The following is a 21,253-nucleotide window of genomic DNA, read 5'->3' as shown; positions in this document are numbered from 1 at the left end:
CACTCCGTTAACCGGGGTGGTTTTATTTATATCGGGCTATCTGTATCCGCTAAGGAACAGGCACATAATCGGCGTGATAGCGTCCCTTGGGCACGATCATCGGCGAGCCGGCAACCGGGTCCTTGATTACCGCGCAGTCCAGTCCGAAGATGTCTTTGACCAGGGTGCTCGTAATAACCTTATCCGGTGTGCCTTCAGCAACCAGCTTGCCTGAATGAAGGGCAAAGATATGGTCGGCATACCGGGCCGACAGGTTAATATCATGCAGCACCATGACGATGGTAGTGCCGTGCTTGCGGTTCAGATCGGTCAGCAGGTCCAGAATCTCTACCTGGTAGGTGATGTCGAGGAACGTTGTCGGTTCATCAAGGAACAGGATATCGGTCTGCTGCGCCAGTGCCATGGCGATCCAGACGCGCTGGCGCTGGCCGCCGGACAGCTCATCAATATGATGATTGGCGAATTCCGTAATCTTCATAATCTCCATCGCTTCGGCAACGGCCTCATAGTCCTTTTTGCTCCAGCTGCCGAAGAGCGACTGGTGCGGAAATCTGCCCCGGCCGACCAGATCAGCTACGGAAATTCCCTCCGGAACAATCGGCGACTGCGGCAGCATTCCGACCGTGCGGGCCAGGGGCTTAGAGGCGATTTTGGCAAGCGGCTTTCCGTCAATCGTAATGGTGCCGGAGGAGGGCTTGATCAGCCGGGCCATCGTCTTCAGGAGCGTGGACTTGCCGCAGCCGTTGGAGCCGATAATGACGCTGATTTTGCTGCTCGGCAGCACAAGGCTGACATCCTGGATGACCGTTTTATTCTCATAGCCTGCTACGAGGCGTTCGACTTTAAAAGTATGCGCCTGATTCATTATAATTCTCCCTTCCGGTTCATCTGGATCAGCAGGTATATCAGATACGGCGCTCCGAGCAGCCCGGTGATTACACCTACCGGGAAGCGGGTCACGAAGGCGAACTGGCCGATCAGATCTGCCGCCAGAACCAGAACAACGCCAACCAGTCCTGAAGGGACAATGCCGGAGAAGCCGGCCCCGGTCAGTCTTTTGGCAATCGGTCCCGAAAGGAAGGAGACAAAGGCTATCGGACCTGTTGTTGCAGTGGCTATAGCAATCATGCAGACAGAGCCGACAATCAGCAGGATCCGGGTCTTGTCCGTATGTACGCCAAGTGAGGATGCAGATTGTTCCCCAAGCTCCAGAATATCAAGGTGCTTGCCCAGCAGAATTAGGATAGGCGCACAAATGATTACTGTAAGCACAAGCGGAGGCAGCTCACTCATCTGCGAGCCGTTGAGACTGCCGGTCAGCCAGCGGATAGCTGTAGGTACATCCTTCTCCGAGCTGATCAGCAGAAGATAGGAGATTATGGCATCGAGCATCGCCTGTACGCCAATACCAACAAGGATCAGACGCCCGATGGAAAAGGTTCTTCCTCTGGACAGGATATAGATCAGAATGACAGTAGCCAGACCGGCAAGGACAGCGGCCAGAGAAACCACAGCCCCGCCGGCATGAAGGATAACAATACAGAACACAGCAGCCGCACTGGAGCCGGACGTAATCCCGATGACATTCGGATTAGCCAGCGGGTTACGCAGCATCGTCTGGAAGGTGTAGCCTGCAACGCCAAAAGCAAATCCGGCAAACAGGCCGGCCAGCATCCGCGGCAGACGGATTGTACTCACAGCAAAGGAAACGCCCTTAATCTGCTCTCCCGAAAGGGCCCGGATTACCTCCGAAAGCGGATAGATGGTATTTCCGAGCAGCAGCATAGCTATACAGAGTGCACAGGCAAGAACGCCCAAAAGGCTGGTAACCAGTATCCAGCGGCGGCGTCTTTGCCGTCTGCCAGCCATGATAAATTCGGTTGAAGGTAGATGATTTGTCATAAGGACCGCACTTTCGATCTCATAGCTAATATGATTAATATCGGTGCTCCGATGAACGCTGTCACAACACCGACTTCAAGCTCTCCGGGGCTGCCGAGCAGCCTGCCGCCGACATCGGCTACGGTAAGAATAATAGCTCCGGCAACCGCCGACATGGGAATGACAAAACGCAGATCAGGGCCCAGAATAAGGCGGATAACATGGGTGGATAAAAGGCCGATAAAACCGATCGGGCCTGCAAGCGCCGTTGTTGCACCGCAAAGGACAACTCCTGCGAGAGCGGCGGTAAACCGCAGAAAGCCTGTCTTAACACCGAGTCCGGTGGCGACATCATCGCCCAGGGCCAGCGCATTCAGCGCAGGCGCTGTCAGCACGGCAATCAGCATGCCGGCGATCAGAAAAGGGATGAAGGTGGAGATGTTATCCCAGCTTCCTGAACCGACGCTGCCCACCTGCCAGAACCTGAATTTATCCATAACATAGGAACGCGGGATCATGATGGCAGTGACGAGAGACGAAAGGGCCGCGCTTGTCGCAGCACCCGCCAGAACGAGCTTAATGGGGGTGGCTCCGCCACGCCCCATTGAACCTATTCCGAATACGAATACTGCAGTAAGCGCAGCTCCGGCCAAAGCCAGCCAAATGAATTGGCTGGCTGAGCTTATGTTTAGAAAGGCAATTCCGCACACTACGAACAAGGCAGCGCCGGTATTGACTCCCAGTATACTCGGGTCCGCAATAGGATTGCGGGTGACCGATTGCATAAGCGCCCCGGATACGCCGAGCGCTGCACCGCACATTATGCTGAATACTGTCCGGGATATCCGCTTGCGGACTACGTTGGCTCCGAAGGACTGCACGTCCGGATGAAATAAACCGTCGAGCAGCTCTCTTAAGCTGGTCACACGCGAGCCCAAGGCCAGCGAGGCGACAATGCATAAGCCAAGCAGGATGAAGCAGAGGATCAGGACCAGCGTGAAATTCCGCGGGGTATGCAGGGCTGGCTTTTTATATTCAGAAGTCTCAGAACTATTCATTTATCTTGTCGATAGCTCCGCCGATCAGCTTCAGATACTCATCAATAGTGTAGGCAATAGGCAGCGGGTTAGGCGTTCCGGCAGCAACAAGCGGTGTATCGCTGTCGATGAAAGCAACTGAACCGCGCTCAATCGCAGGGATTTTGCCCAGCAGGGAATCTGCCTGAAGAGCCTTCAGTAGTTCGTCATTGCCATATCCGATAATCAAATCTGCATCGTTGAGTGCTTCTACGTTCTCGGAACTCAGGCTCAGAGAGTAGCTTGTCGGATCCGTAATCTGGCTGGTGATGCTTTCCGGATATTCCATTCCCAGCTCGTACAGGAAGGAGACGCGGGAATCAAGTGGCGCATAGATATGCAGCTTGGACAGGTCGTCAGCGGAGAAGTTAACCCATACGACTTTTTTGCCGGCGATTTGCGGATAGGCAGTCAGCTTTTCGTTCACCAGGTCCTCGGTGTCCTTGATCAACTGCTCGCCTTCGGCCTTCATGCCCATGCCTTCAGCAATCAGGTTAACCTGCTCACGCCATGTGGTGGTCCAAGGGGAGACCGGGTAAGCGACCACCGGAGCGATCTGGCTCAGTGTGTCGAAGTCTTCTTGTGTGATGCCGGAGTAAGCGGCAAGAATGACATCCGGATCAGCATCGGAGATCGCTTCGAAATCAAGGCCGTCTGTATCCTGGAATACGTTTGGATCGGTTACGCCCAGCTCGTCCAGCTTCTGTTTGGTCCAAGGGAGCAGACCGCTGTCGTCCTGAACGCCGAAGTTTGCTGCCGAGAAGCCCACTGGAACAACACCCAGCGCGAGGGCAACGTCCTGATTACCCCATTGAATGGTAACTACACGCTCAGGCTTGCTCTCAAGTACAGCCTCGCCCAGTGCAGTTTTGATTGTAACCGGATATTGAACGGCATCTGTAGCAGCCGGTGCTTCTGTAGCAGCTGGTGCAGTGGTAGCCGCAGCGTTTGTCGGGGAAGCCGCACTATTTGAAGCATTGTTGTTACCGCAGCCTACCAGCGCAAGTGTAAGCGCAAGCGGAGCAAGCAGCGTTCTGAAAGTATACTTTCTTGTTGTGTTCATGTGTTTCATTTGTGTGACCCCATCCTTTATATTGTGTATTTAACAATACTTGATAACGATTCTCATTATCGAACAATATATATGCAATCGGGACCGGTGTCAATAAAAAAATGGTAAATAAAATTTGGATTGCCCCGGCCTTTGGTATATTTAGATTGTCAATATCATGCGCAGCATTTAGCTCTGGTTGTCCGGGCATAGTATAATAAATGAGGATATTTCCAAGAAAAATAGAGAGGAGCCTGCTTACATGGCACAATCACTGCAAGGAAAAACAGCAATCGTAACCGGAGCTGCAAGAGGAATCGGAAAGGCAACGGCTATTGCGCTTGCCAAGGAAGGCGTAAATGTAGGCCTGCTGGCCAGAACAGAATCGCTGCTGAAGGAGCTGGCTGCTGAAATCGGGACCTATGGGGTTAAGGCTGCTTATGCGGCTGCAGATATCTCCTCAAAAGAGCAGGTAGATGCGGCGGTTGAAGCACTCAAGAATGATCTGGGTGCTGCGGATATTCTGATTAACAACGCGGGGATTGCTACATTCGGCACACTGCTGGAGATGGACCCTGAAGAGTGGAAGGGGATGATTGACGTCAACCTCATGGGGACCTATTATGTTACCCGTGCTGTGCTGCCGCAGCTCATCGACAAGAATGCCGGTGATATCATTAACATCTCCTCGACTAACGGACTGAACGGCGCAGCTACCTCCAGTGCTTACAGCGCCTCCAAATTTGCCATGATCGGCCTGACCGAATCCCTGGCCCAGGAGGTCCGCCGCAACAACATCCGTGTATCGGCGCTGACCCCGAGCACGATTGCAACAGATCTTGCACTGGATCTGAACCTGATCAAGGAGAACAATGACGCGAAGTTCGTCCAGCCTGAGGATATCGCAGAGTTCATTATCGACCAGCTGAGATTGAACCCGCGTGTGTATGTGAAGACGGCGAGCTTTATTGCTACGAATCCGTTCTGATCCGCGGACAATGAATAAGAGGCCATCCCGGGAGGGGTGGCCTTTTCCTTGTCTGCTGCAGGCTAACGGTCAGCCGGATAGCTCAGCCTACCCCGTCCTTTTCTAATAAGGTGTAGAAATGATCACGGTCCTTATCATCGAATTTGCCGAGCGTACCCACTCTGACGAACTCATGCCCGCCATAGATATCCATTTCCTCCCCATCCTTGGTGTATAGCGCAATCATATTGCCCTCCCGGTTGAGTTCCATATAGCCGAAGCTGTCTGTTTGGGGGGGGTCACCATAAAAGAGCGTAAATCTGATTTTGTCCACACTATGCATGCGGGCTCTCCTTTCCTGCCGTATATCAGCATTCCGGGATTAATTGTACAGGAAGATGACGGGGCTTGGAAAAAGCGGCCAGGCCGCACAAGCTGCGGAATAACTTCTTCTTGAGCAGCTCTAATGGGGAGTTGCCGGCTCTGCCGCCTAATTACGAAATATTTCTTGACGGGAGGAGATTTCGCGGTTAATATACCTTGCTGGATTAGCAGCCGCTTTGCAGGCTAGAGGCACCGATTAGATCAGCTCCGTGCTTTTTTCGGCCGAAACACTCAGCGTCACTCTCCCTCCGCCGGAAGGCGCCGCATTCTCCAGTTTCAGCGTTCCACCGTGCTGCTGCGCGGCCGATTCGGCAATGTACAGGCCCATCCCGTGATGCTTGCCGGAGCTGCGGCTCTGGTCGCCCATGTAGAATTGGCTTGCCGCCTCCCGCAGCCCGGCCGGAGAGAAGCCGCAGCCCGTATCTGTAACTGTAAAATATACGGTACCTTCACCGTTCCGCCCGGCCTCAAGTGTCACCTTGCCCTGCAGTGGCGTATGCTCTGCCGCATTGGCCAGAATATTGACGATTCCCCGCTGGAGCAGCTCCTTATCTATAAATATCCTCTCAGGCAGCGTCTCTTTTGCAATGACCTCTACCGTAATGTCCTTGCCTGAGGACGAGGATAAGGCCCGCAGCTGGCTCTCCAGCTCGGCAAGGAAATCCGTCAGCCGTACCCGTGCCTTCCGGTGCCGGGGGGCTGCCTGTAGACTGGACAGATCAATGACCTCCTGCACGAAGGCTTCAATATCCCCGGCACTTTGCAGAATATATCCGTTATACTCCCGCTGGTGCTTATCCTGGGCAGTTTCCTGCAGCAGCTCGGCATTGCCCCGGATAATGGTGAGCGGGGTCTTGATGTCGTGGGCGAGCGCTGAAATCTGCTCCCTGCGGGACCGCTCCAGCTCCCACTGGCGCTTCAGTGAAGCCTGCAGCGCTTCCTTCATCCGGTCCAGCGAGGCCAGCATGTCGTCAATTTCCCTGATTCCGCTTGGCTGGACGGTGAACTCCAGATTTTCCTGCCGGATGTTGTCGGTCGCTTCCTGCAGGCCGGCCATTTTCTGCGATAGCCTGCGACCAAACCGGGCGGCTAGCACGGCTGCCAGAGCGAGTATACCAAGAATGAAGAGTAGTATGCCCAGCAGCTGCGGATTTGGCAGACTGCTGCGCAGCAGCGGAGAAGCAAACTGCGGCGTTAGCGTATAGCGGAAGATCCAGAGCTCCTCTCCGTTAAGGGCAGAGCTATAGAAATAGGAGCCCTGGTTCTTGCCTTGCTGAATAAGCTCCCGGGCAAGAGCTGCGTCGTCCGGATTTAGACTGCCTGTAAGCAGCTTCCCTCCGGCTGTAAATATAGCGAAGTCCGCCAGCTTCGGAATGGCAGCAGCTGCACCTTCGTTACCCGCTTCAAGCGTAGCCTTAACAGCCTCAATCTCCTTCTCCGCATAATTGGCGGGCAGAATAACACCGGCCGAAAAAGCAGCTGTAAACAGGCCGAGCAGCAGGACCAGCAGCACAATGGTTCCCCCGCTTAAAATTAGGAGATATTGCAGAAAAAAGGTGCGCAGGCGCATCCCGGGTGCTCTTTTTACAGCTTCCACTTGTAACCAATCCCCCAGACTGTCTCAATGGCCTCAATGTCCGCTTTGTTCAGCTTGGCACGGATATTCTTGATATGCTCTGTGATGGCGCTGCTGTCACTTTCCCCGTCAAGCCCGAAGACTGCCTCATAGATATGCTCCTTGGAAAAGACCTGCCCGCGGCTCCGCGCCAAAAATTCGCAAATGTCATATTCGCCTTTGGTCAGAGGAATTCTGCTGCCGCGGGCGAGCAGCTCCCTGCCGGAGAGGTTGAAATGAACGAGCTCGGAGTACAGCACCTTCCTCCGCTCGCGGGTTTCCCGTCTGAGGTGGGCATTGATCCGCGCCCGCAGCGCGCCGATACTGAACGGCTTCATAATATAATCGTCCGCACCCAGCCCGAGCCCGTACATCAGGTCGCTCTCCAGCGTCTTGGCGGTCAGAAAAAGAATCGGACAATCCACCGCCGCGCGGATCTCCCGGCACAGTGTAAAGCCGTCTATACCGGGCATCATCACATCGAGCAGTATGAGATCATATGAACCCAGATCGCTCCGATGCACGGTGGTGGAGTCCTGAATGGTTGTTACCAGATGACGGTCGGCGCCCAGGGCACTGCGGATCAGTGCAAGGATGGCGGGCTCGTCGTCGACGGCGAGTATGTTGGCCATATGCATTCCCTCTATTTAATAATAGTTGTTTATCTAAAAACGATATCTGATCTAATGATCAGCTGACCGCCCTTCCCAGCGCTGGAACCAGAGGCAGGAGAGGGCGGCAGCCAGCAGTGTTGCCGCTACACATAGAAGGCTTCCGGTATCGGCCTGCGATAAGGCAGGTGATAGGGGAGTCCCCGAGCTGGCAGCTGCCCATATGGAGGTGAACCGGGCTGCCCAGGCAAAAGGGACATACGGCCAGATGCCCTCACCGAGTCCGGTAAGCAGCAGGGCTGCGATCAGACTGCCTGTAATGCCCATTCCAATCGACGGGCCCCGGCCAAACCGCAGGCTGATGAAGCCGTGCAGCAGATAGAGAAATACAGTGCTTCCTGACAGAATAAAGGCGCTGCTCCAGTAAAAAGCCATACCCGGGCCATCCTGGCCCAGGACATACCGGAACCCGGCGCCAAACAGGACGGCGGCAAGCAGAATGGCGCCAAGGCCGTAGAGCAGCAGAAGCAGCAGCTTGCTGGCGTAGACCTTGGTCCGCCGGGCGGGCAGCGCCAGCATTCCCTGAAATCGCCCGGCCAGCGCTTCCTGCTCCGCTGCCATTGAACAGACCAGAGCAATCAGTGTTGGCAAGGCACAGCCCAGCACCTGGAGATAAGCCAGCACCTTGTCGTCAGCACTCCATGGGGAGTAAGAGTAATACGCCAGGAATACCGACACTGCGATGAGCGGGGCCAGCAGATGAAGAAGCAGAAACGGTGTGCGGCGGGTTTTGAGCAGGTCGGCCTTGAACAGTCCGAGTAAAGAGGCCATTCTAATGCGCCTCCTGTCTGCGGAAGCTGCGCGCTGTCAGGAAGAACAGGCTGCCAAACCAGGCGAGGGAGGCCAGCACATCCCGGAGGATCGTGTCGGTGCTTCTCAGCGGACTGCCCTCCGGGACCGGCAGGCCGTTAGGCAGGATATGCAGCACCGGGCACATCAGCCGGAAAGGAATGGTGTAAGGCATGAAATCCCAGAGTCCGCCCATATCAAAGGTGACCACGCCTGCAATATTAAGGGCCATATTAATCAGAACGGCGGCAAACAGGCCGAGCCGGGCCGCGAGGAACAGGCAGAGCGGAATCTGCCACAATAATGTGACGAAGATCAGCAGACTTCCGGCCGCACTGTTCAGCAGCGGCAGCGTTGGACCGAACAGCCAGCCGCTGGAAGTAACACCGGTGAAGAACAGCAGGCAGGTCCCCAGCAGCCAGCCTGCGACGGCGGCGACCTTGGCCGACCAGAGTGCCTGCGGGCGGAGGGGCAGCGCCAGCAGGGCGCGGTACTTCAGCTTGGCATCCTTCTGCACCGCGAGTGAGCAGACCAGGGTCAGTGCGCCCGGCAGAAGCATCGTATACCACCAGTTATAGGCTCCGGTCTGAAAATACCGCCCGCCCATCAGAAGGGCGCAGAGCAGCAGGGTGAGCAGCGGGGTAATCCATACCAGCTGCGGAATAAAGGTGCGCCGCCATTTCAGCTGCTCCGCGCTAATGAGTCTAAGCACCTGCCTCACCCGCTCTCCGGCCTGCGGCAGCGACCTGCATGAACAGGGCTTCCAGCTCCGCCCCATGCGGCGCAGCCCCCTGATACCCCAGCCGTCCGCCGGCGATAATCCCGATCTGACCGGCCACCTGCTCCACCTCGGAGAGAATATGGCTCGACAGAATGACAGTGATCCCCTGCCCCGGGAAGGAACGGATCAGCTCCCGCAGCTCCTGAATTCCGATCGGGTCGAGCCCGTTCGTCGGCTCATCCAGAATGAGCAGCTTCGGCTTGTTCAGAAGTGCAATTGCGATGCCGAGTCGCTGCCTCATGCCCATCGAGAACTGGCCGGCCCGTTTCTTTCCGGTATGGGACAGATCGACGATGGCGAGCGACTCGGCTATCCGCGATTCCGGCAGCCCGAGCGCCATTGTCCGCACCTGCAGATTCTCCCGGGCCGTCAGATTGTCATACAGCGGCGGTGATTCAATCAGGACGCCGATTTCGCTCAGATCCTTCCGTGCCCATTCGTGCCCCTGATAGGTAATGCTCCCTGAATCCGGCCGCAGCATCCCGGCGATCATCTTCAGTGTCGTCGATTTCCCGGCACCGTTCGGCCCAAGCAGCCCGTAGACTGTGTTCCGGGGTACGGAAAGCGACACATTGTTTACGGCGGGCTGTTTTTTGAAGCTCTTACACAGATTAATGGTTTCTAAAATAATGTCCGGCATATTATATCATCCTTTCCACTTAGACAGTGTAAAGGGGAGTTATAAGGAATTTGTAAGGAACCCGGAACTGGCCTGCCCGGACCAATAAAAAAGATGCCCCAGGCCGTCGTTACGGCTAAGGGGCATCAGGAGCTGCAGCTTATTCCCCGGCAATGCCGGAGCGTTCCACACTCTCTACGAAGTGGCGCTGCACGAACAGGTAGAGAATCAATATCGGCAGGATGGTCAGAATACAGCCGGCCATTACCTGATTGAGCCCGGTCGGTGCCATCCCGATGGAGCCGGAGGTCATCTGCGACATCGTCTCTGCAGCCTGGTTATTTGTACCGTAGAACATCGCCAGACGCTGGGACAGATTATAGAAGTTCGGCGTCGTCAGGAAGGTGTTCGGCTCAAAGTTATCGTTCCAGTGCCATACCACCGAGAACAGGAAGACCGTCAGCATGGCCGGCTTGGCCAGCGGGAACATGATCTGCCAGTAGGTTCTGAACGGTCCCGCGCCGTCGATCCGTGCCGCTTCCTCCAGCACGTTCGGCATTCTGCGGTAGAACTGGATAAAGATCAGGACGAACAGCGCACCCTTCAGGCCGTGGCCGAACATGGACGGCACCACAAACGGCAGGTGCGTATTGATCCAGCCTAGATCGCTGAAGAACAGATACAGCGGAACCACGATTGTCTGCGGCGGCACGAGAAAGGTGAACAGCAGCAGCACGAAGCACAGCGTATAGCCGGGGAACCGGTATCTGGCAAAGCCGTAGCCGACCAGCGAGCAGCTGATAATCTGCAGCGCCGCGCTTCCGAAGGAGATAATCGCACTGTTGGTGAAGCCGCCCCAGAAATTAAGCGAGCGCCAGGCCAGGCTGTAATTATGGAAGCTGAGCGCCTTCGGAATCCATTGCACCGTAGCATCCGCCACATCCTGGGCCTGCATCATCGACTTGGACAGCATATACAGCAGCGGGTACAGGAAGACGAAGGTCAGGCTGAGAATCACCAGATAATAAAAGGCGATATTGACCACCTGCAGCGACCGCTTGATGATTCTGTCCACTCCGCCGCTTTTCTTCAGACGACCCGATACCGCTTCGAGCGGGGCAGTCCGGGCAGGGCTTACGCTTTCTTTTAACATCGTCTATTTCCTCCCTTCAGTGGTGCTGAGCGATTTGCGGAATAAGAGGAATACCAGACCGAGAATCAGGAAGATAATGACGAAATAGATCCAGCCCATAGCCGAGCCGTAGCCGAAATCATTGGTTTTAAAGACGACGTTCAAAATATGGGTCATCATCTGGTTATCCGCCTTGGTAAAAGAACTGACGATACTGAAGAGCGTGTTGACCAGCATCATGGGCATAATCATCGGAAATGTGATTTTCCAGAAGCCCTCCCAGGCGGTTGCACCGTCACATTTGGCGGCTTCGTACAGGGTGATGGATATCGTCTGCAGGCCGGCCAGGAAAATCAGAATCTGAACCCCGGAATCCCACATGACCAGCGTCAGCGATTCTGCATATTGCAGCAGTGTTTCCAGCAGATCACCGGGGATAAAGGCGCTCAGCTTGCTGTACAGGTTCTCGTTATAAAAGATTGGCAGATTCGCCGCACCCTGGTCCATCAGCTTGCTGAGGATCGCCCCGGAAGCAATGATGACCGGGAGGAAGAAGATGCCGCGGAAAAAGGTTTTGCCGACCAGCTTGCGGTTCAGCAGAATGGCGCAGAACAGCGAGAAGATCAGGATCAGCGGCACCTGGGTCAGCATGGACACCATGGTATCCTTCAGCAGCGGCAGGAAGTTAACATCCGTGGTGAACGCCGCGCGGTAATGATCTGTTCCTACAAAGGAGGCGATCAGGCCGTTCTGGCTGACCTGCAGCTTTTGAAAGGAGTAGTAAAGGGAGCGCCCGAGCGGGATAGCCATAAACAGCAGGAAGCCGATCAGCCACAGGGAGATAAAGGAGTAACCTTCCATATAATAGCGTGCGCGCATTGATAATCTTGATTTTTTCACTTTATCATCCTCCTGTCACCGCATATCCGTAGGCCGCCACCTGCTGCCCTCCGGCGTTGACAGCGTAATCGTTGTAGTTGGTAATGATGCTTACGCCGCCTTCATAGGTGGTTTTGAACACCTGCGCCTCCAGCTGCTCATGACCGGTCATTTGCCGGCCGGCCACACGGCCGAACAGTTCCTTCATGTCCAGATAGGTCTGTGCAGAAGGCTTAAGCCAGTCGTCCACACTGGAGGTGAACAATCCGTTTTCGAGCGTCCGCTGAAGATCGCTGGTTGCCGCATAAGTCAGCTTATAGCTCGGCAGTGCCCCGTACTCAAGTGCGCGGAGCAGCTGCTTGCGGGAATCGTCGAACAGGTTGACCGGAGCTGAGGTATACGGGATCAGGCCATGCACCACAAGCTGATAGAACGGGATAGCGCGGTCGGTATAGACAAAGCCGCTGTAATCCAGCGGTACCTGATCGATTCGGTCCGCTGATTCAAGCGCATAAGCATATCCGTAATCCACGGCAGTACGGAGACCTTCCTTGCGGTATTGCTCCAGTGTGCCGGTGTATACCTCTTCTGTCTGGCGCCGGTCCGACAGTGAGCTGTTATCTTCATCGGAGTAGAGCAGGCTGCCGAAATGCTCAAAGGCAACACCGGCTACTCCAAGCTTGCGGTAGCTGTCCAGCTCGGAGGATGCGCGCCCGGCAATGACATCCGGCTTCAGCAGGTAGAAGTGGTCGTCAGTGTTCCAGCCGGATGATAGATAGTAGATGTACTGCTTCAGCACCTCACGGTTAATCCCCCGGACCGCTTCCTTACCGGCTTTGACGGCGCTGCTGTCCTGATAAGGCTTGACGTAATTGGATTTCAGATACAGGCGGACGCCTTTTTCTGCGACATAGGCCTGAAGCTCCTCTAGGCCTTTGCTGCCCCCCAGATGCTTATCCGCCGGAAAGTGGTCCGGCTGGTTGCCAAGCAGTCCGTTCTTGGACCAGCCTGTTACTGTAATTTCGAGCTCGCTGACCCCCTCAGCCTGATAACGGTCAATGATTTCCTGCACCTGCCGGAAGGTAGTCATTTCAACAAAGGTGGAGCCGATGATTTCATCACGGGAAATGCCGCCGAGCACCTCCAGATACAGCGGGACCGCCGCAGGGGCAGACTCCTGAATCTGCTGGCTGTTAAGGAGATATTGGCGGTACTCCTTGGCCATGCCCACGTAATCCGCATTGTCCCCCTGCAGCAGCACATAGCGTACAGCCCGGCCGCTGTCGATCAGCTTGCCCTGATAATACGGGATCTGGCCGGAGCTGCCGACGAAGATGACGTCATCCTTGCGCAGCGTAAACTCACAGGAGGCCCGGTAGAGCGGGATGGCGCGGATGCCTGACGGCACGCCGTTGATTTTGGCGTCGGTATCGCCTTCGGTGACGATCGCCAGATAACCGGTGCCGCCGTGATACATCCCGAAGACAGGCAGGGCAATGTTCTTCTTCAGCGGTGCCGCCTTCTGCCAGTAGCTGTCGGTGATTTCATGATTTTGCGTGATGAAGGTCTCGTCCCCGCCGTAAATATACTCGGAATAGCCCTTCAGATAGGTCGGATGGTCAGGGCGGAATTCCAGCAATGCGCCCGAACCGTCGGGCAGCATCATGGCTCCCTCCGCCTTTTCCCCGGCGGCATGAAAGAACGGCAGCACCTCGAGGCTTGTAAACTTGGCGCTGCCCGCCTCTTTCAGATATTCGCGCGGGATGGTGGCCTCGAAGCCGTCCTCTGTCAGGCGGTACTCCAGCGCGAAGCCAAGCTGCAGGCTGGCAAAAGCAAACTCCGCCCGCACCACATCCTGCTCCAGCGTCACCTTTACACTGGAGTCCTCGTCCTTGAGCGGGTAGATTTGAGTAATATCAGCGCCTTGGGTATACCGGGCGTAGACCGGCGCTGCCGTGTATTTAATATTGTTAGGCATAGCTGTCTTCTCCAGCTGCGGAGCACCCAGCCACTCTGCGCCGGTCACCTTATCGGTAATCCGGATGTTGCCTGTCTGCTCATTTACATAAAGCGTGTAACGGTCGTTCTCGAGCGCTTTTGTCCCCGGTGCCACTGGCAGCAGCTCCGGTTCAGCCGTGGAAGCAGCGGGCGCTTCGGCCGCGGCTTCGGGTGCTTCCGCTGGCGCTTCAGTCAACGCCGGGACGGCAGCCTCTGCCTCGGCGCTGCTCCCGGCTGCCGCAGGCTGCACGGCAGACCCGCCGGAGGCCTGGCTGGCGGAGCCCTGCAGCGGCCGTATACCTACAGCTGCCGTTACTAACACCAGCAGGATAACGAGGATGCCGCGCAGCTTTTTATTTATTCTCATTGTGCTTTCTCCCCCTTACGCGCGCAATCGCAGCTCTTTGAGCAGATCGATCATAAATGAAACGAATTGGTTGGAAATGCCGAACAGCAGTATCCCTACGAACCAGATGATGCCGATGCCGGCAATGCTGATTAATGTGATCATAACGACCTTACGCAGCTCAAAATCATGCAGAATCTTAACCTTGAGCAGATACAGCCAGGCCACCCATAGAATCAGGGACTGATGCAGAAGGTTATAGGTGGATGCTTCATCAAGCGCCAGCACCTGTGTCAGCAGCGTCACCGGGACGGCCAGCAGCATATAAGGCGCGAAGGCAAAGGCGCTGCCCACGAAGATCTCCTTGAATTTGCCTTCTCCGTCCAGAATCGTGCTGACGCCCCAGTTGGAGATGCACCAGGTCAGCCAGGGAACCGCCAGCCAGATAAACTCATGAAATACAGAAATCTCATGCGGCTCCCGGGTTTCGAAGGCATAGCCGGTAATCAGGATGGAGAGGGTTTTGGCAGCAAAGGTCAGGAGCACCATGAGAATGCCCTGATACCAGAAAATCCGCCGTCTGCCCTGAATGTCCTGATAGAACTGATAAGGGTGGGTGACCACCTGATGAATCATTTGCAAGGTGTACATTACAGCTCCCCCTTTGCCGCAGCAGCCTTAACCGCCGCTTTTTGCCCGTACAGCCATGCCAGGAACCGGCGGTATACCTTGGGCATTCCCCAGTACAGCAGGAGAAGCAGGGCGATGGTCCCGGAGAAAAACCAGGTGAAATGCTCGCGGATAAACACCTTGCGGTATTCGCGGAACGCCGAGGAATAGTCGGCTCTGGAATTCGAGAGCTTGAAGTAATCCATCGCCTCCTGATAGTTCTCCGCTTTGTACAGCGCCTTGCCGATAGCCTGGTAAGCCATTTCGTAATTGGCATTGAGGCGGAGAACCTCCTGCCACAAGGCTTGTGCCTCTTCATACTTACCGTCCACATACAGCAGCGAAGCCTCGTGGACCAGCTCGGCGAATGGAGTAGCCCGGAACCGGTCAATTCGGCCCCGGCCTTTATCGATTACGTAAAGCAGCCCGTCAGAGGTCTGATCCACGGCGGAGGGCGTCACGAACAGGCCGTTCTGCTCGCCGATTCCGCCGAAGCTGAACAGCAGATTGCCCAGCTTATCGTATTGAAATATTTTACCTGTCTGCAGATCAAGCGCGGTGATGAACCCGTTCCTGTCAACACTGATTCCGATAAAAGAAGCCATGCTGAACGGGCCGTCGGTATAAAAATCGCCGTAACGGCGGTTCCCCGTGTTGAGTGTATCGACGCCGACCGGCGAGAGCCGCTTGATCTGGTTGTTCTCTTCACCGAGCGTAGTGCTGTAGATAAAGCCCTCTTCGTCGATGTCGACATTCGAGAATTCGGAGGGGCGCACGGCCGCGAGCTGGCTTTGCTGCTCCTTGGTTGCCACCAGCCTGATCAGCAGCCGGCTCCAGGAGAACCCTACATGGTTAGCCCCGTAGAAGCCTTTAAATTTACCCGTCGAATCAATCTGCATCAGACCCTGGGTATTTCCGTCACTGACCACATACATGTAATTGCGTTTATCTACGATAAGCTTGGAGGGGGAGTAGGAGAAGTTCGCTCCCAGCAGTGTGCTGTCCGGCTTGGGAAATTCCTGCACATATCCGCCCTCTGGATTAAACACTGCGATCCGCTGATTCTTTGTGTCGGCCACATATACCGTCCCGTCAGGCTTGACGAAGATTCCCTTCGGCTCCTGCAGCTTGCCGCCGCCCTCGGCATCTCCGATGATCTTGATCGGCTCACCGTTCTTATCCAGATGAATGATCCGGCTGTTGCCTGTATCGACAATATAGAGCGTATCGTCTTCGGCAATGAACAGCGACTCGGGGTTTTTAAGCGCCCCGGCTGCGGTACTGCCGGGATCGATGGATGAATCATACATATATCCGTTGATCGAGCTGACCTCGCTGCCGGAACCGGTCCATGTATATCCCCGGTAAGGGGCATCGGCGGAAGCCGTTCCCGCGCATGCCAGAAGGGGAAGGAGCAGTGTGAAGACCAGCAGGGCAGCCAGCCTGCTGCTTAATCTGTTGCTTCTGTTCATCATCTCGCCCCCTATTCCTTCAGCCCGGAGTGGGCCATTGTCTGCAGCACCATCCGCTGTGTGATCACAAAGACCAGCAGCGTCGGGATAATCATCAGGAAGCTCGCCGCCGCCAGGGTACCGACCCGGGCGACTACACCGGCTCCGCCGCTGATGGTCTGAATCGCCAGCGGCAGGGTTTTCATTTCCTGCACGGTCGTATAGACCATGGAAGGATAAGGGTCGTTCCAGGCCGCGATGAAGCTGAACAGGGCGAAGGTAGCGATGGCCGGCTTCAGCATCGGCATGACAATTACCCAGAAGACCTTCCATTCCGAAGCGCCGTCAATCCGCGCAGCCTCCAGAAGCGCGTCGGGCAGCTGGCGCAGAAACTGCGTCATCAGGAACATCCCCATCGGCGCAGCCAGGTACGGAAGAATCATCGCCCAGTACGTATTCATCAGTCCGCTGCGGCTGATCAGCAGATACTGCGGAATCTGCAGCACGAGCGGCGAGAACATGAGCGCGGCGACGATCATATTAAAGATCGCGCTTTTGAAAGGCATATTATGTTTGGCCAACGGATAGGCCGCCATAGCGGAGATGACCACCCCGCCGAGCACGATACCGGTGGTCACGATTACACTGTTGAAAATAAACCGTGAAAACGGCACCGCAGAGGTTCCCGTAATGAGCAGCAGGTCGCGGAAATTGATCAGCGTCGGATTGACCACGAAAAACCGCGGCGGGAACAAAAATAGCTCACTGGTCGGCTTAAATGCCGTTACGGCCATATAGATAAGCGGCAATAGCATCAGCAGACCGAATATTGTAAGGAACAAATAGAGGGCAATGCCTCCGAAATCGATCCGCCGCCTTTTGAATTTGAACATCCTAATCCCTCCCCAGCACTCTGAAGATGAGGCGGTTCAGTCCGAACATCAGGAAGAACAGCAGCACGGCAATGGCCGAAGCATAGCCCATTTCAAAGCGGGTAAATGCATAATCGAACAGATGGGCCATGATTGTATGCCCTGCGTACAGCGGGCTGGGAAACCCGACCAGCCGCATGCTGACATCAAACACGGTAAGCGAGCTGACCACCTGCATAACAGCCCCGAACAGCAGCTGCGGCTTGACCGACGGAACCGTAATGTACCACAGCTGCTGCCAGCGGTACTTAATCCCGTCGATGGAGCCCGCTTCGTACAGATCGCCGGGGACATTCTGCAGTCCGGCAAGAAAGGCAAGGAAGCCTACGCCCATGTTCATCCATAAGGAAACTATGATGATAACCGGGACGATGGAATCGACATTTTGCAGGAACAGGTACGGCTCATTCAGAATGCCGAGCTGGATCAGCCAGTGATTAAGCAGCCCCTTGCGGTCGCCGGCAAAGAAATAGAGCCACACAACGGACATCGCTACCGCGCTCGTAATGGAGGGCAGGTAGAAGCACAGGGTATAGAAGAACCTGTACTTCTGGGGTATCTGGCTGATCAGCCAGGCCAGCAGAAAGGCCATGATGTAACCTACAGGCCCGGTGATGAAGGCGAACTTCAAGGTAATGCCGACGGCCTTCAGGAAGATGTCATCATCCACGAACAGCAGCTTGTAATTGGAGAAGCCGATAAAGTGGGGGGCTTCAATAATGTTGTAGTAGGAGAAGCTGAGAATGACAGACATGACGATCGGCACAATGGTAAAAATGGTAAACAGGAGCAGGAAAGGGGCGAGAAAATAGTAGGACACCTTGTTTTTCTTAATATCGCCCCATAGCCGGGCCCATTTTCCCGGCGTCCGGGAAAGCTGCAGACCCGCATCCCCGTGCTCCGCAGGCACAATAATTTCACTGCTCACTTCTGCTCTCCCCCTCCTGAGTCGCCGGAAGGCTTGGTTACATCAAGCCCGAATTCCTCGCGTTTTTTGTTCAGCTCTTTATTGATCTCACGTACGCCCTGTTCCACAGCTTCACGCGGATATCTGCCGTTAAGCACAATTTCATTCCAGATATTAGCGATATAGCGGGTCGTATAATATCCGCCGAGCACAACCTCGCGCTCCTTGAACCATTCCCATTGCTCCAGAATGGCATCGATATCCTGCTGCTGCCACGGCAGCCGCTTTAGCGCTTCAATATTGGCGGTGTTCCAGCGGGCCTCAACCCCCAGCAGCGATTCCAGCTCGGAGCCGAAGCTCTCCTGGGCATCCGCACCGGTCCACCATTTCAGAAACTCCCAGGATTCCTCCTGCATCTCGGAGTCACTGAAGATCATGGCTGTCTGGGCCAGCCCGCCGGTGGAACGGTTAACCCGCCCGTCCTCTTGTTCAATGCCCGGCATCGGCTTCATGCCCCACCAGCCGGTTAGCTCCGGAGCCGCTGTAGAGAGCAGGATGTAGGTGGAATAATCGGCCACCCCGATCGGCATCTCGCCGGAACGGAAGCGGTTATAGAAATCCGCCTGCTTCTGCAGCTTATAGTTGGTAAAGAGGCCGGTCCAGGTCTTCATGGCCGTCAGTGCTTCCGGCGAATCCAGCGCCGACTGAGTGCCGTTATTCTTATAGAAATCACCGCCATACTGGAACAGGAACGGTGCAAACTCATTGATCGCCAGTGCAGGATTGTTGGGAGCATGCGGATAATAGAAATCCATCCCGTTCTGCTGAAGCAGCGGAATCAGCTCCATGACCTCCTGCCAGGTGTCGGGAATATCCTCATCGGTGATCCCAAGCTGCTCCATAATATCCTTGCGGTAAAAGAGCATGCTGAAATTCTGATTCTCCGGCAGCGCATAATCGCCGTCGCTATACTTATAAGGAATAAGTGCGCCTTCTCTGAACCGGGAGGCAACCTCATCATAATCCGCGAAATCATTCAGATTAACGAGTGAATTACGGACGGCAAAATCAATGGGCACTTCGCCCTCTACGCCAAGCGCCACATCGGGCGCCAGTCCTGCCGTGCTCGCCAGCAGCAGGATCTGCTTCTGATCTGCGGCCACAGTAGGGATGACATTCACATTGACCTTGATGCCGGAATTCGGGGTGAAATCCTCATCAATCATCTGCTTGATAATCTCAGCCCAGTCACGTCCGCGGGAGACCCATACCTCAAGCACCTTTTCATCCTTGTAGGTATTGCCGATGCCGCTGTAGTCCTTGGTGAACGAGCTGGCGAAATCATAAGCCATCGTTCCAACCCGTGTATACCAAGGAGCTGCATCCTTCGGCCATGGCTGGTCTTCCGACTTCACAACAATGTAGTCCATAACGATGCTCTGCTTCATCAAGCCGTTGACCCATGTGCCGAGCGAGGACTGCAGATCAGTAAATTGCTGCAGACGGCCCGGAATGGAGGAGGGCTCCTCAGCCATCTCCAGAAACCGGTCGCGTGCCTCATACAGTGTGCTCAGCTCCGAGCTGCCCTGCTCAACACCGAAGTCGTACATGGCCTGCACAGCTTCATCCAGTGTCCGGGCCATCAGATGCAGGCGCGGCACCAGATTGGGTATATTCTGTTCAAGCTTCCAGTCTCCGTTCGGGTCCGGATTCGTGCCGGTCACCTGTGTGATTTCCCGTGACAGAAGCGACATCTTCTGTGTCGTACTCAGCACATCCTCAATCATCGGGCCGACGCTGGACACCTGGACCTCCATGCGCAGCGTGTGTTTGCCTTTCTCCAGGTAGAAAGCATAGGCTCCGTCATCATTGCCAAGCCGGTTCACCTGCCATTCCGCCTTGTAAGGGAACTTTACGGCATTCATCTCCTGAAACGGCACCTGGCCGTCAATCATAATCCGCCGTTCAACGGGAATTCCGTTCAGGAACCATTGTCCGAACCGGATGCCGATGTTATATAAGCCGCTCTCCGGCACCTCCATTTCCCATTCGGCCCACTGCCCGCCCGTGCGCCAGCCCACGCCGCCGAAGCTGTTGAGCACAATTGCGTTTTTGTCGAAGGGCTCGGTCAGCGGCTCACGGTCCTCAATCCGTTTGAGTGTCGGGTCGGAGCGCAGCACGGACGTTTCCGCCTGCACCTTTATGACCTGGTTCTCTGCAGATTTGTAGCCCTTGGCCTGATATTCCTGTTCGACCTCTGCATAGGACGGAAGGGCTGCAGGCGAGAAGATCCTCAGCTCGCTGAGTGCGGCAGGCTCACGTATGGCTTCCAGCCTGAGCGTGTGCTCTCCCTTAGTCAGATAGAAGCGGAACGGCTCTCCCGTACGCGCCTCGGCATCACGGAATTCGCGGTACTGCCAGCCGCTGACCTCGACACGCTTCGGATTAAATTCATTTCCCTGGTTATCGCGCCAGGGCTCGCCGTCTTCCGCCCACATGCGCTGGAACTCCATTTTCTTAACCTGTGAGAACAGATACTCGCCGTCTACCTTCAGACTGCGGATTATAGAGGAACGCTTGCCCGGCAGCGCGTAGTATTCCATTCCCATCTGATAGAAGCCGTCCGCCGGAACGGTAACTTTATATTCTGCCCAGCTGTCTTCTGTCTGCAGCGCCAGTACGGGTCCTGTCTTTCCGCCCAGTCCGTCCATCAGCTCAGTACCGCCTGAGCTCACAGCAGAGTAGCCTGCTGCAGGCAGTACAAGGGCGAAATTTCCCGCATCGGCAGCTTCGCTGCTCTGAAGTTCCGTGTAGTAGCTTGAATAGGACGGCTCCAGCTTGGAATTGACACTGTCCAGCTCAAGAACGGAGCTCTCGTCTACACCGGTATACTCGGGAATGCCGGCCATTGCAGCATTATCAAAGCCGCGAGACTCATTCCACCACACCAGGGAGAGTGCCAGAACTACCAGAACCGACAGACTTACTTTATATTTTCGCAGTATGCGCAGCACGCATCCTTCTCCTCCCATCGTTACAGGCTGTCCGGAGCACCCGGACAAATGCAGGGGGACAGCTCCGGCAAATGCAGGCTGCCCCCTGATA

19 protein-coding genes are annotated in these 21,253 nt (G+C 55.5%); 1 reads left to right on the top strand and 18 read right to left on the bottom strand.

Annotated features, from left to right (window positions below):
• Nucleotides 1-49: 49 nt before the first annotated feature.
• The 4 genes from R70723_RS30980 to R70723_RS30965 are packed head-to-tail and all read right to left on the bottom strand — an operon-like array spanning nt 50 to nt 4,029.
• Nucleotides 50-865 carry an ABC transporter ATP-binding protein gene (locus R70723_RS30980; protein ID WP_039877975.1) on the bottom strand — a complete coding sequence of 272 codons (816 nt, stop codon included), beginning with the start codon at nt 863-865 and terminating at the stop codon, nt 50-52.
• On the bottom strand, nt 865-1,902 hold the full coding sequence (locus R70723_RS30975; RefSeq protein ID WP_039877973.1) for a FecCD family ABC transporter permease: 1,038 nt from the start codon (nt 1,900-1,902) through the stop codon (nt 865-867). Before R70723_RS30975 ends, R70723_RS30980 begins: the two co-directional genes overlap by 1 nt.
• The gene (locus tag R70723_RS30970) at nt 1,899-2,939 is read right to left on the bottom strand and encodes a FecCD family ABC transporter permease (RefSeq protein ID WP_039877972.1); all 1,041 of its coding nucleotides are present in this window, start codon (nt 2,937-2,939) and stop codon (nt 1,899-1,901) included. Before R70723_RS30970 ends, R70723_RS30975 begins: the two co-directional genes overlap by 4 nt.
• Nucleotides 2,932-4,029, bottom strand: a complete 1,098-nt coding sequence (locus R70723_RS30965) for an iron-siderophore ABC transporter substrate-binding protein (protein ID WP_372238254.1) — start codon at nt 4,027-4,029, stop codon at nt 2,932-2,934. The genes R70723_RS30970 and R70723_RS30965 overlap by 8 nt, the downstream gene beginning before the upstream one ends.
• A gap of 241 nt (nt 4,030-4,270) precedes the next feature.
• On the opposite strand from R70723_RS30965, the gene R70723_RS30960 reads away from it, so the two are divergent.
• Nucleotides 4,271-4,996, top strand: coding sequence for a 3-ketoacyl-ACP reductase (locus R70723_RS30960; protein ID WP_039877971.1), 726 nt, complete (start codon nt 4,271-4,273; stop codon nt 4,994-4,996).
• Nucleotides 4,997-5,078: 82 nt separating this feature from the next.
• Here R70723_RS30960 and R70723_RS30955 read toward each other — a convergent pair whose 3' ends face one another.
• The 14 genes from R70723_RS30955 to R70723_RS30890 all read right to left on the bottom strand — a co-directional run bounded on the left by R70723_RS30955 (nt 5,079) and on the right by R70723_RS30890 (nt 21,162).
• Nucleotides 5,079-5,318 (bottom strand): hypothetical protein, encoded by a 240-nt coding sequence (locus R70723_RS30955; RefSeq protein ID WP_039877970.1) that lies wholly within the window; start codon nt 5,316-5,318, stop codon nt 5,079-5,081.
• A 237-nt stretch (nt 5,319-5,555) separates the two neighbouring features.
• Nucleotides 5,556-6,956 carry a HAMP domain-containing sensor histidine kinase gene (locus R70723_RS30950; protein WP_039877969.1) on the bottom strand — a complete coding sequence of 467 codons (1,401 nt, stop codon included), beginning with the start codon at nt 6,954-6,956 and terminating at the stop codon, nt 5,556-5,558.
• Entirely contained in the window at nt 6,944-7,606 is a 663-nt protein-coding gene (locus tag R70723_RS30945; RefSeq protein WP_039877967.1) for a response regulator transcription factor, read from the bottom strand. Before R70723_RS30945 ends, R70723_RS30950 begins: the two co-directional genes overlap by 13 nt.
• A 51-nt stretch (nt 7,607-7,657) precedes the next feature.
• A complete protein-coding gene (locus R70723_RS30940; protein ID WP_039877966.1) occupies nt 7,658-8,416 on the bottom strand; it encodes a lantibiotic immunity ABC transporter MutG family permease subunit in 759 nt (252 codons plus the stop codon).
• Between the two features lies 1 nt (nt 8,417).
• The gene (locus R70723_RS30935; RefSeq protein ID WP_231574804.1) at nt 8,418-9,212 is read right to left on the bottom strand and encodes a lantibiotic immunity ABC transporter MutE/EpiE family permease subunit; all 795 of its coding nucleotides are present in this window, start codon (nt 9,210-9,212) and stop codon (nt 8,418-8,420) included.
• The gene (locus tag R70723_RS30930; protein WP_039877964.1) at nt 9,139-9,855 is read right to left on the bottom strand and encodes a lantibiotic protection ABC transporter ATP-binding protein; all 717 of its coding nucleotides are present in this window, start codon (nt 9,853-9,855) and stop codon (nt 9,139-9,141) included. The genes R70723_RS30935 and R70723_RS30930 overlap by 74 nt, the downstream gene beginning before the upstream one ends.
• A gap of 139 nt (nt 9,856-9,994) precedes the next feature.
• Nucleotides 9,995-10,987: a carbohydrate ABC transporter permease gene (locus tag R70723_RS30925; protein WP_052421534.1), complete on the bottom strand. Its 993-nt coding sequence runs from the start codon at nt 10,985-10,987 to the stop codon at nt 9,995-9,997.
• A 3-nt stretch (nt 10,988-10,990) separates the two neighbouring features.
• Nucleotides 10,991-11,866: a carbohydrate ABC transporter permease gene (locus R70723_RS30920; protein ID WP_144027102.1), complete on the bottom strand. Its 876-nt coding sequence runs from the start codon at nt 11,864-11,866 to the stop codon at nt 10,991-10,993.
• Between the two features lie 4 nt (nt 11,867-11,870).
• The gene (locus tag R70723_RS30915; RefSeq protein ID WP_039877963.1) at nt 11,871-14,210 is read right to left on the bottom strand and encodes a DUF5696 domain-containing protein; all 2,340 of its coding nucleotides are present in this window, start codon (nt 14,208-14,210) and stop codon (nt 11,871-11,873) included.
• A 15-nt stretch (nt 14,211-14,225) separates the two neighbouring features.
• Complete coding sequence (locus tag R70723_RS30910; protein WP_039877961.1) at nt 14,226-14,840, bottom strand: Yip1 family protein; 615 nt, start codon at nt 14,838-14,840, stop codon at nt 14,226-14,228.
• Nucleotides 14,840-16,333, bottom strand: coding sequence for a hypothetical protein (locus R70723_RS30905; protein ID WP_144027101.1), 1,494 nt, complete (start codon nt 16,331-16,333; stop codon nt 14,840-14,842). The genes R70723_RS30910 and R70723_RS30905 overlap by 1 nt, the downstream gene beginning before the upstream one ends.
• Before the next feature lie 8 nt (nt 16,334-16,341).
• Nucleotides 16,342-17,202 carry a carbohydrate ABC transporter permease gene (locus R70723_RS30900; RefSeq protein ID WP_039877958.1) on the bottom strand — a complete coding sequence of 287 codons (861 nt, stop codon included), beginning with the start codon at nt 17,200-17,202 and terminating at the stop codon, nt 16,342-16,344.
• Nucleotide 17,203: 1 nt separating this feature from the next.
• Nucleotides 17,204-18,169, bottom strand: coding sequence for a carbohydrate ABC transporter permease (locus tag R70723_RS30895; protein ID WP_231574803.1), 966 nt, complete (start codon nt 18,167-18,169; stop codon nt 17,204-17,206).
• Nucleotides 18,166-21,162, bottom strand: coding sequence for an extracellular solute-binding protein (locus tag R70723_RS30890; RefSeq protein ID WP_052421533.1), 2,997 nt, complete (start codon nt 21,160-21,162; stop codon nt 18,166-18,168). The genes R70723_RS30895 and R70723_RS30890 overlap by 4 nt, the downstream gene beginning before the upstream one ends.
• Nucleotides 21,163-21,253 lie beyond the last annotated feature (91 nt).

This window comes from Paenibacillus sp. FSL R7-0273, assembly GCF_000758625.1.
Lineage (GTDB): Bacteria > Bacillota > Bacilli > Paenibacillales > Paenibacillaceae > Paenibacillus_AQ.
This window is presented reverse-complemented; position numbering and strand designations above follow the sequence as displayed.

Bases quoted from the DNA above. Each gene is read 5' to 3' on its own strand.
- R70723_RS30980 (WP_039877975.1), bottom strand. From the start codon at position 865: ATGAATCAGGCGCATACTTTTAAAGTCGAACGCCTCGTAGCAGGCTAT.
- R70723_RS30975 (WP_039877973.1), bottom strand. From the start codon at position 1,902: ATGACAAATCATCTACCTTCAACCGAATTTATCATGGCTGGCAGACGG.
- R70723_RS30970 (WP_039877972.1), bottom strand. From the start codon at position 2,939: ATGAATAGTTCTGAGACTTCTGAATATAAAAAGCCAGCCCTGCATACC.
- R70723_RS30965 (WP_372238254.1), bottom strand. From the start codon at position 4,029: ATGAAACACATGAACACAACAAGAAAGTATACTTTCAGAACGCTGCTT.
- R70723_RS30960 (WP_039877971.1), top strand. From the start codon at position 4,271: ATGGCACAATCACTGCAAGGAAAAACAGCAATCGTAACCGGAGCTGCA.
- R70723_RS30955 (WP_039877970.1), bottom strand. From the start codon at position 5,318: ATGCATAGTGTGGACAAAATCAGATTTACGCTCTTTTATGGTGACCCC.
- R70723_RS30945 (WP_039877967.1), bottom strand. From the start codon at position 7,606: ATGGCCAACATACTCGCCGTCGACGACGAGCCCGCCATCCTTGCACTG.
- R70723_RS30940 (WP_039877966.1), bottom strand. From the start codon at position 8,416: ATGGCCTCTTTACTCGGACTGTTCAAGGCCGACCTGCTCAAAACCCGC.
- R70723_RS30935 (WP_231574804.1), bottom strand. From the start codon at position 9,212: ATGGGGCGGAGCTGGAAGCCCTGTTCATGCAGGTCGCTGCCGCAGGCC.
- R70723_RS30930 (WP_039877964.1), bottom strand. From the start codon at position 9,855: ATGCCGGACATTATTTTAGAAACCATTAATCTGTGTAAGAGCTTCAAA.
- R70723_RS30925 (WP_052421534.1), bottom strand. From the start codon at position 10,987: ATGTTAAAAGAAAGCGTAAGCCCTGCCCGGACTGCCCCGCTCGAAGCG.
- R70723_RS30915 (WP_039877963.1), bottom strand. From the start codon at position 14,210: ATGAGAATAAATAAAAAGCTGCGCGGCATCCTCGTTATCCTGCTGGTG.
- R70723_RS30910 (WP_039877961.1), bottom strand. From the start codon at position 14,840: ATGTACACCTTGCAAATGATTCATCAGGTGGTCACCCACCCTTATCAG.
- R70723_RS30905 (WP_144027101.1), bottom strand. From the start codon at position 16,333: ATGATGAACAGAAGCAACAGATTAAGCAGCAGGCTGGCTGCCCTGCTG.
- R70723_RS30900 (WP_039877958.1), bottom strand. From the start codon at position 17,202: ATGTTCAAATTCAAAAGGCGGCGGATCGATTTCGGAGGCATTGCCCTC.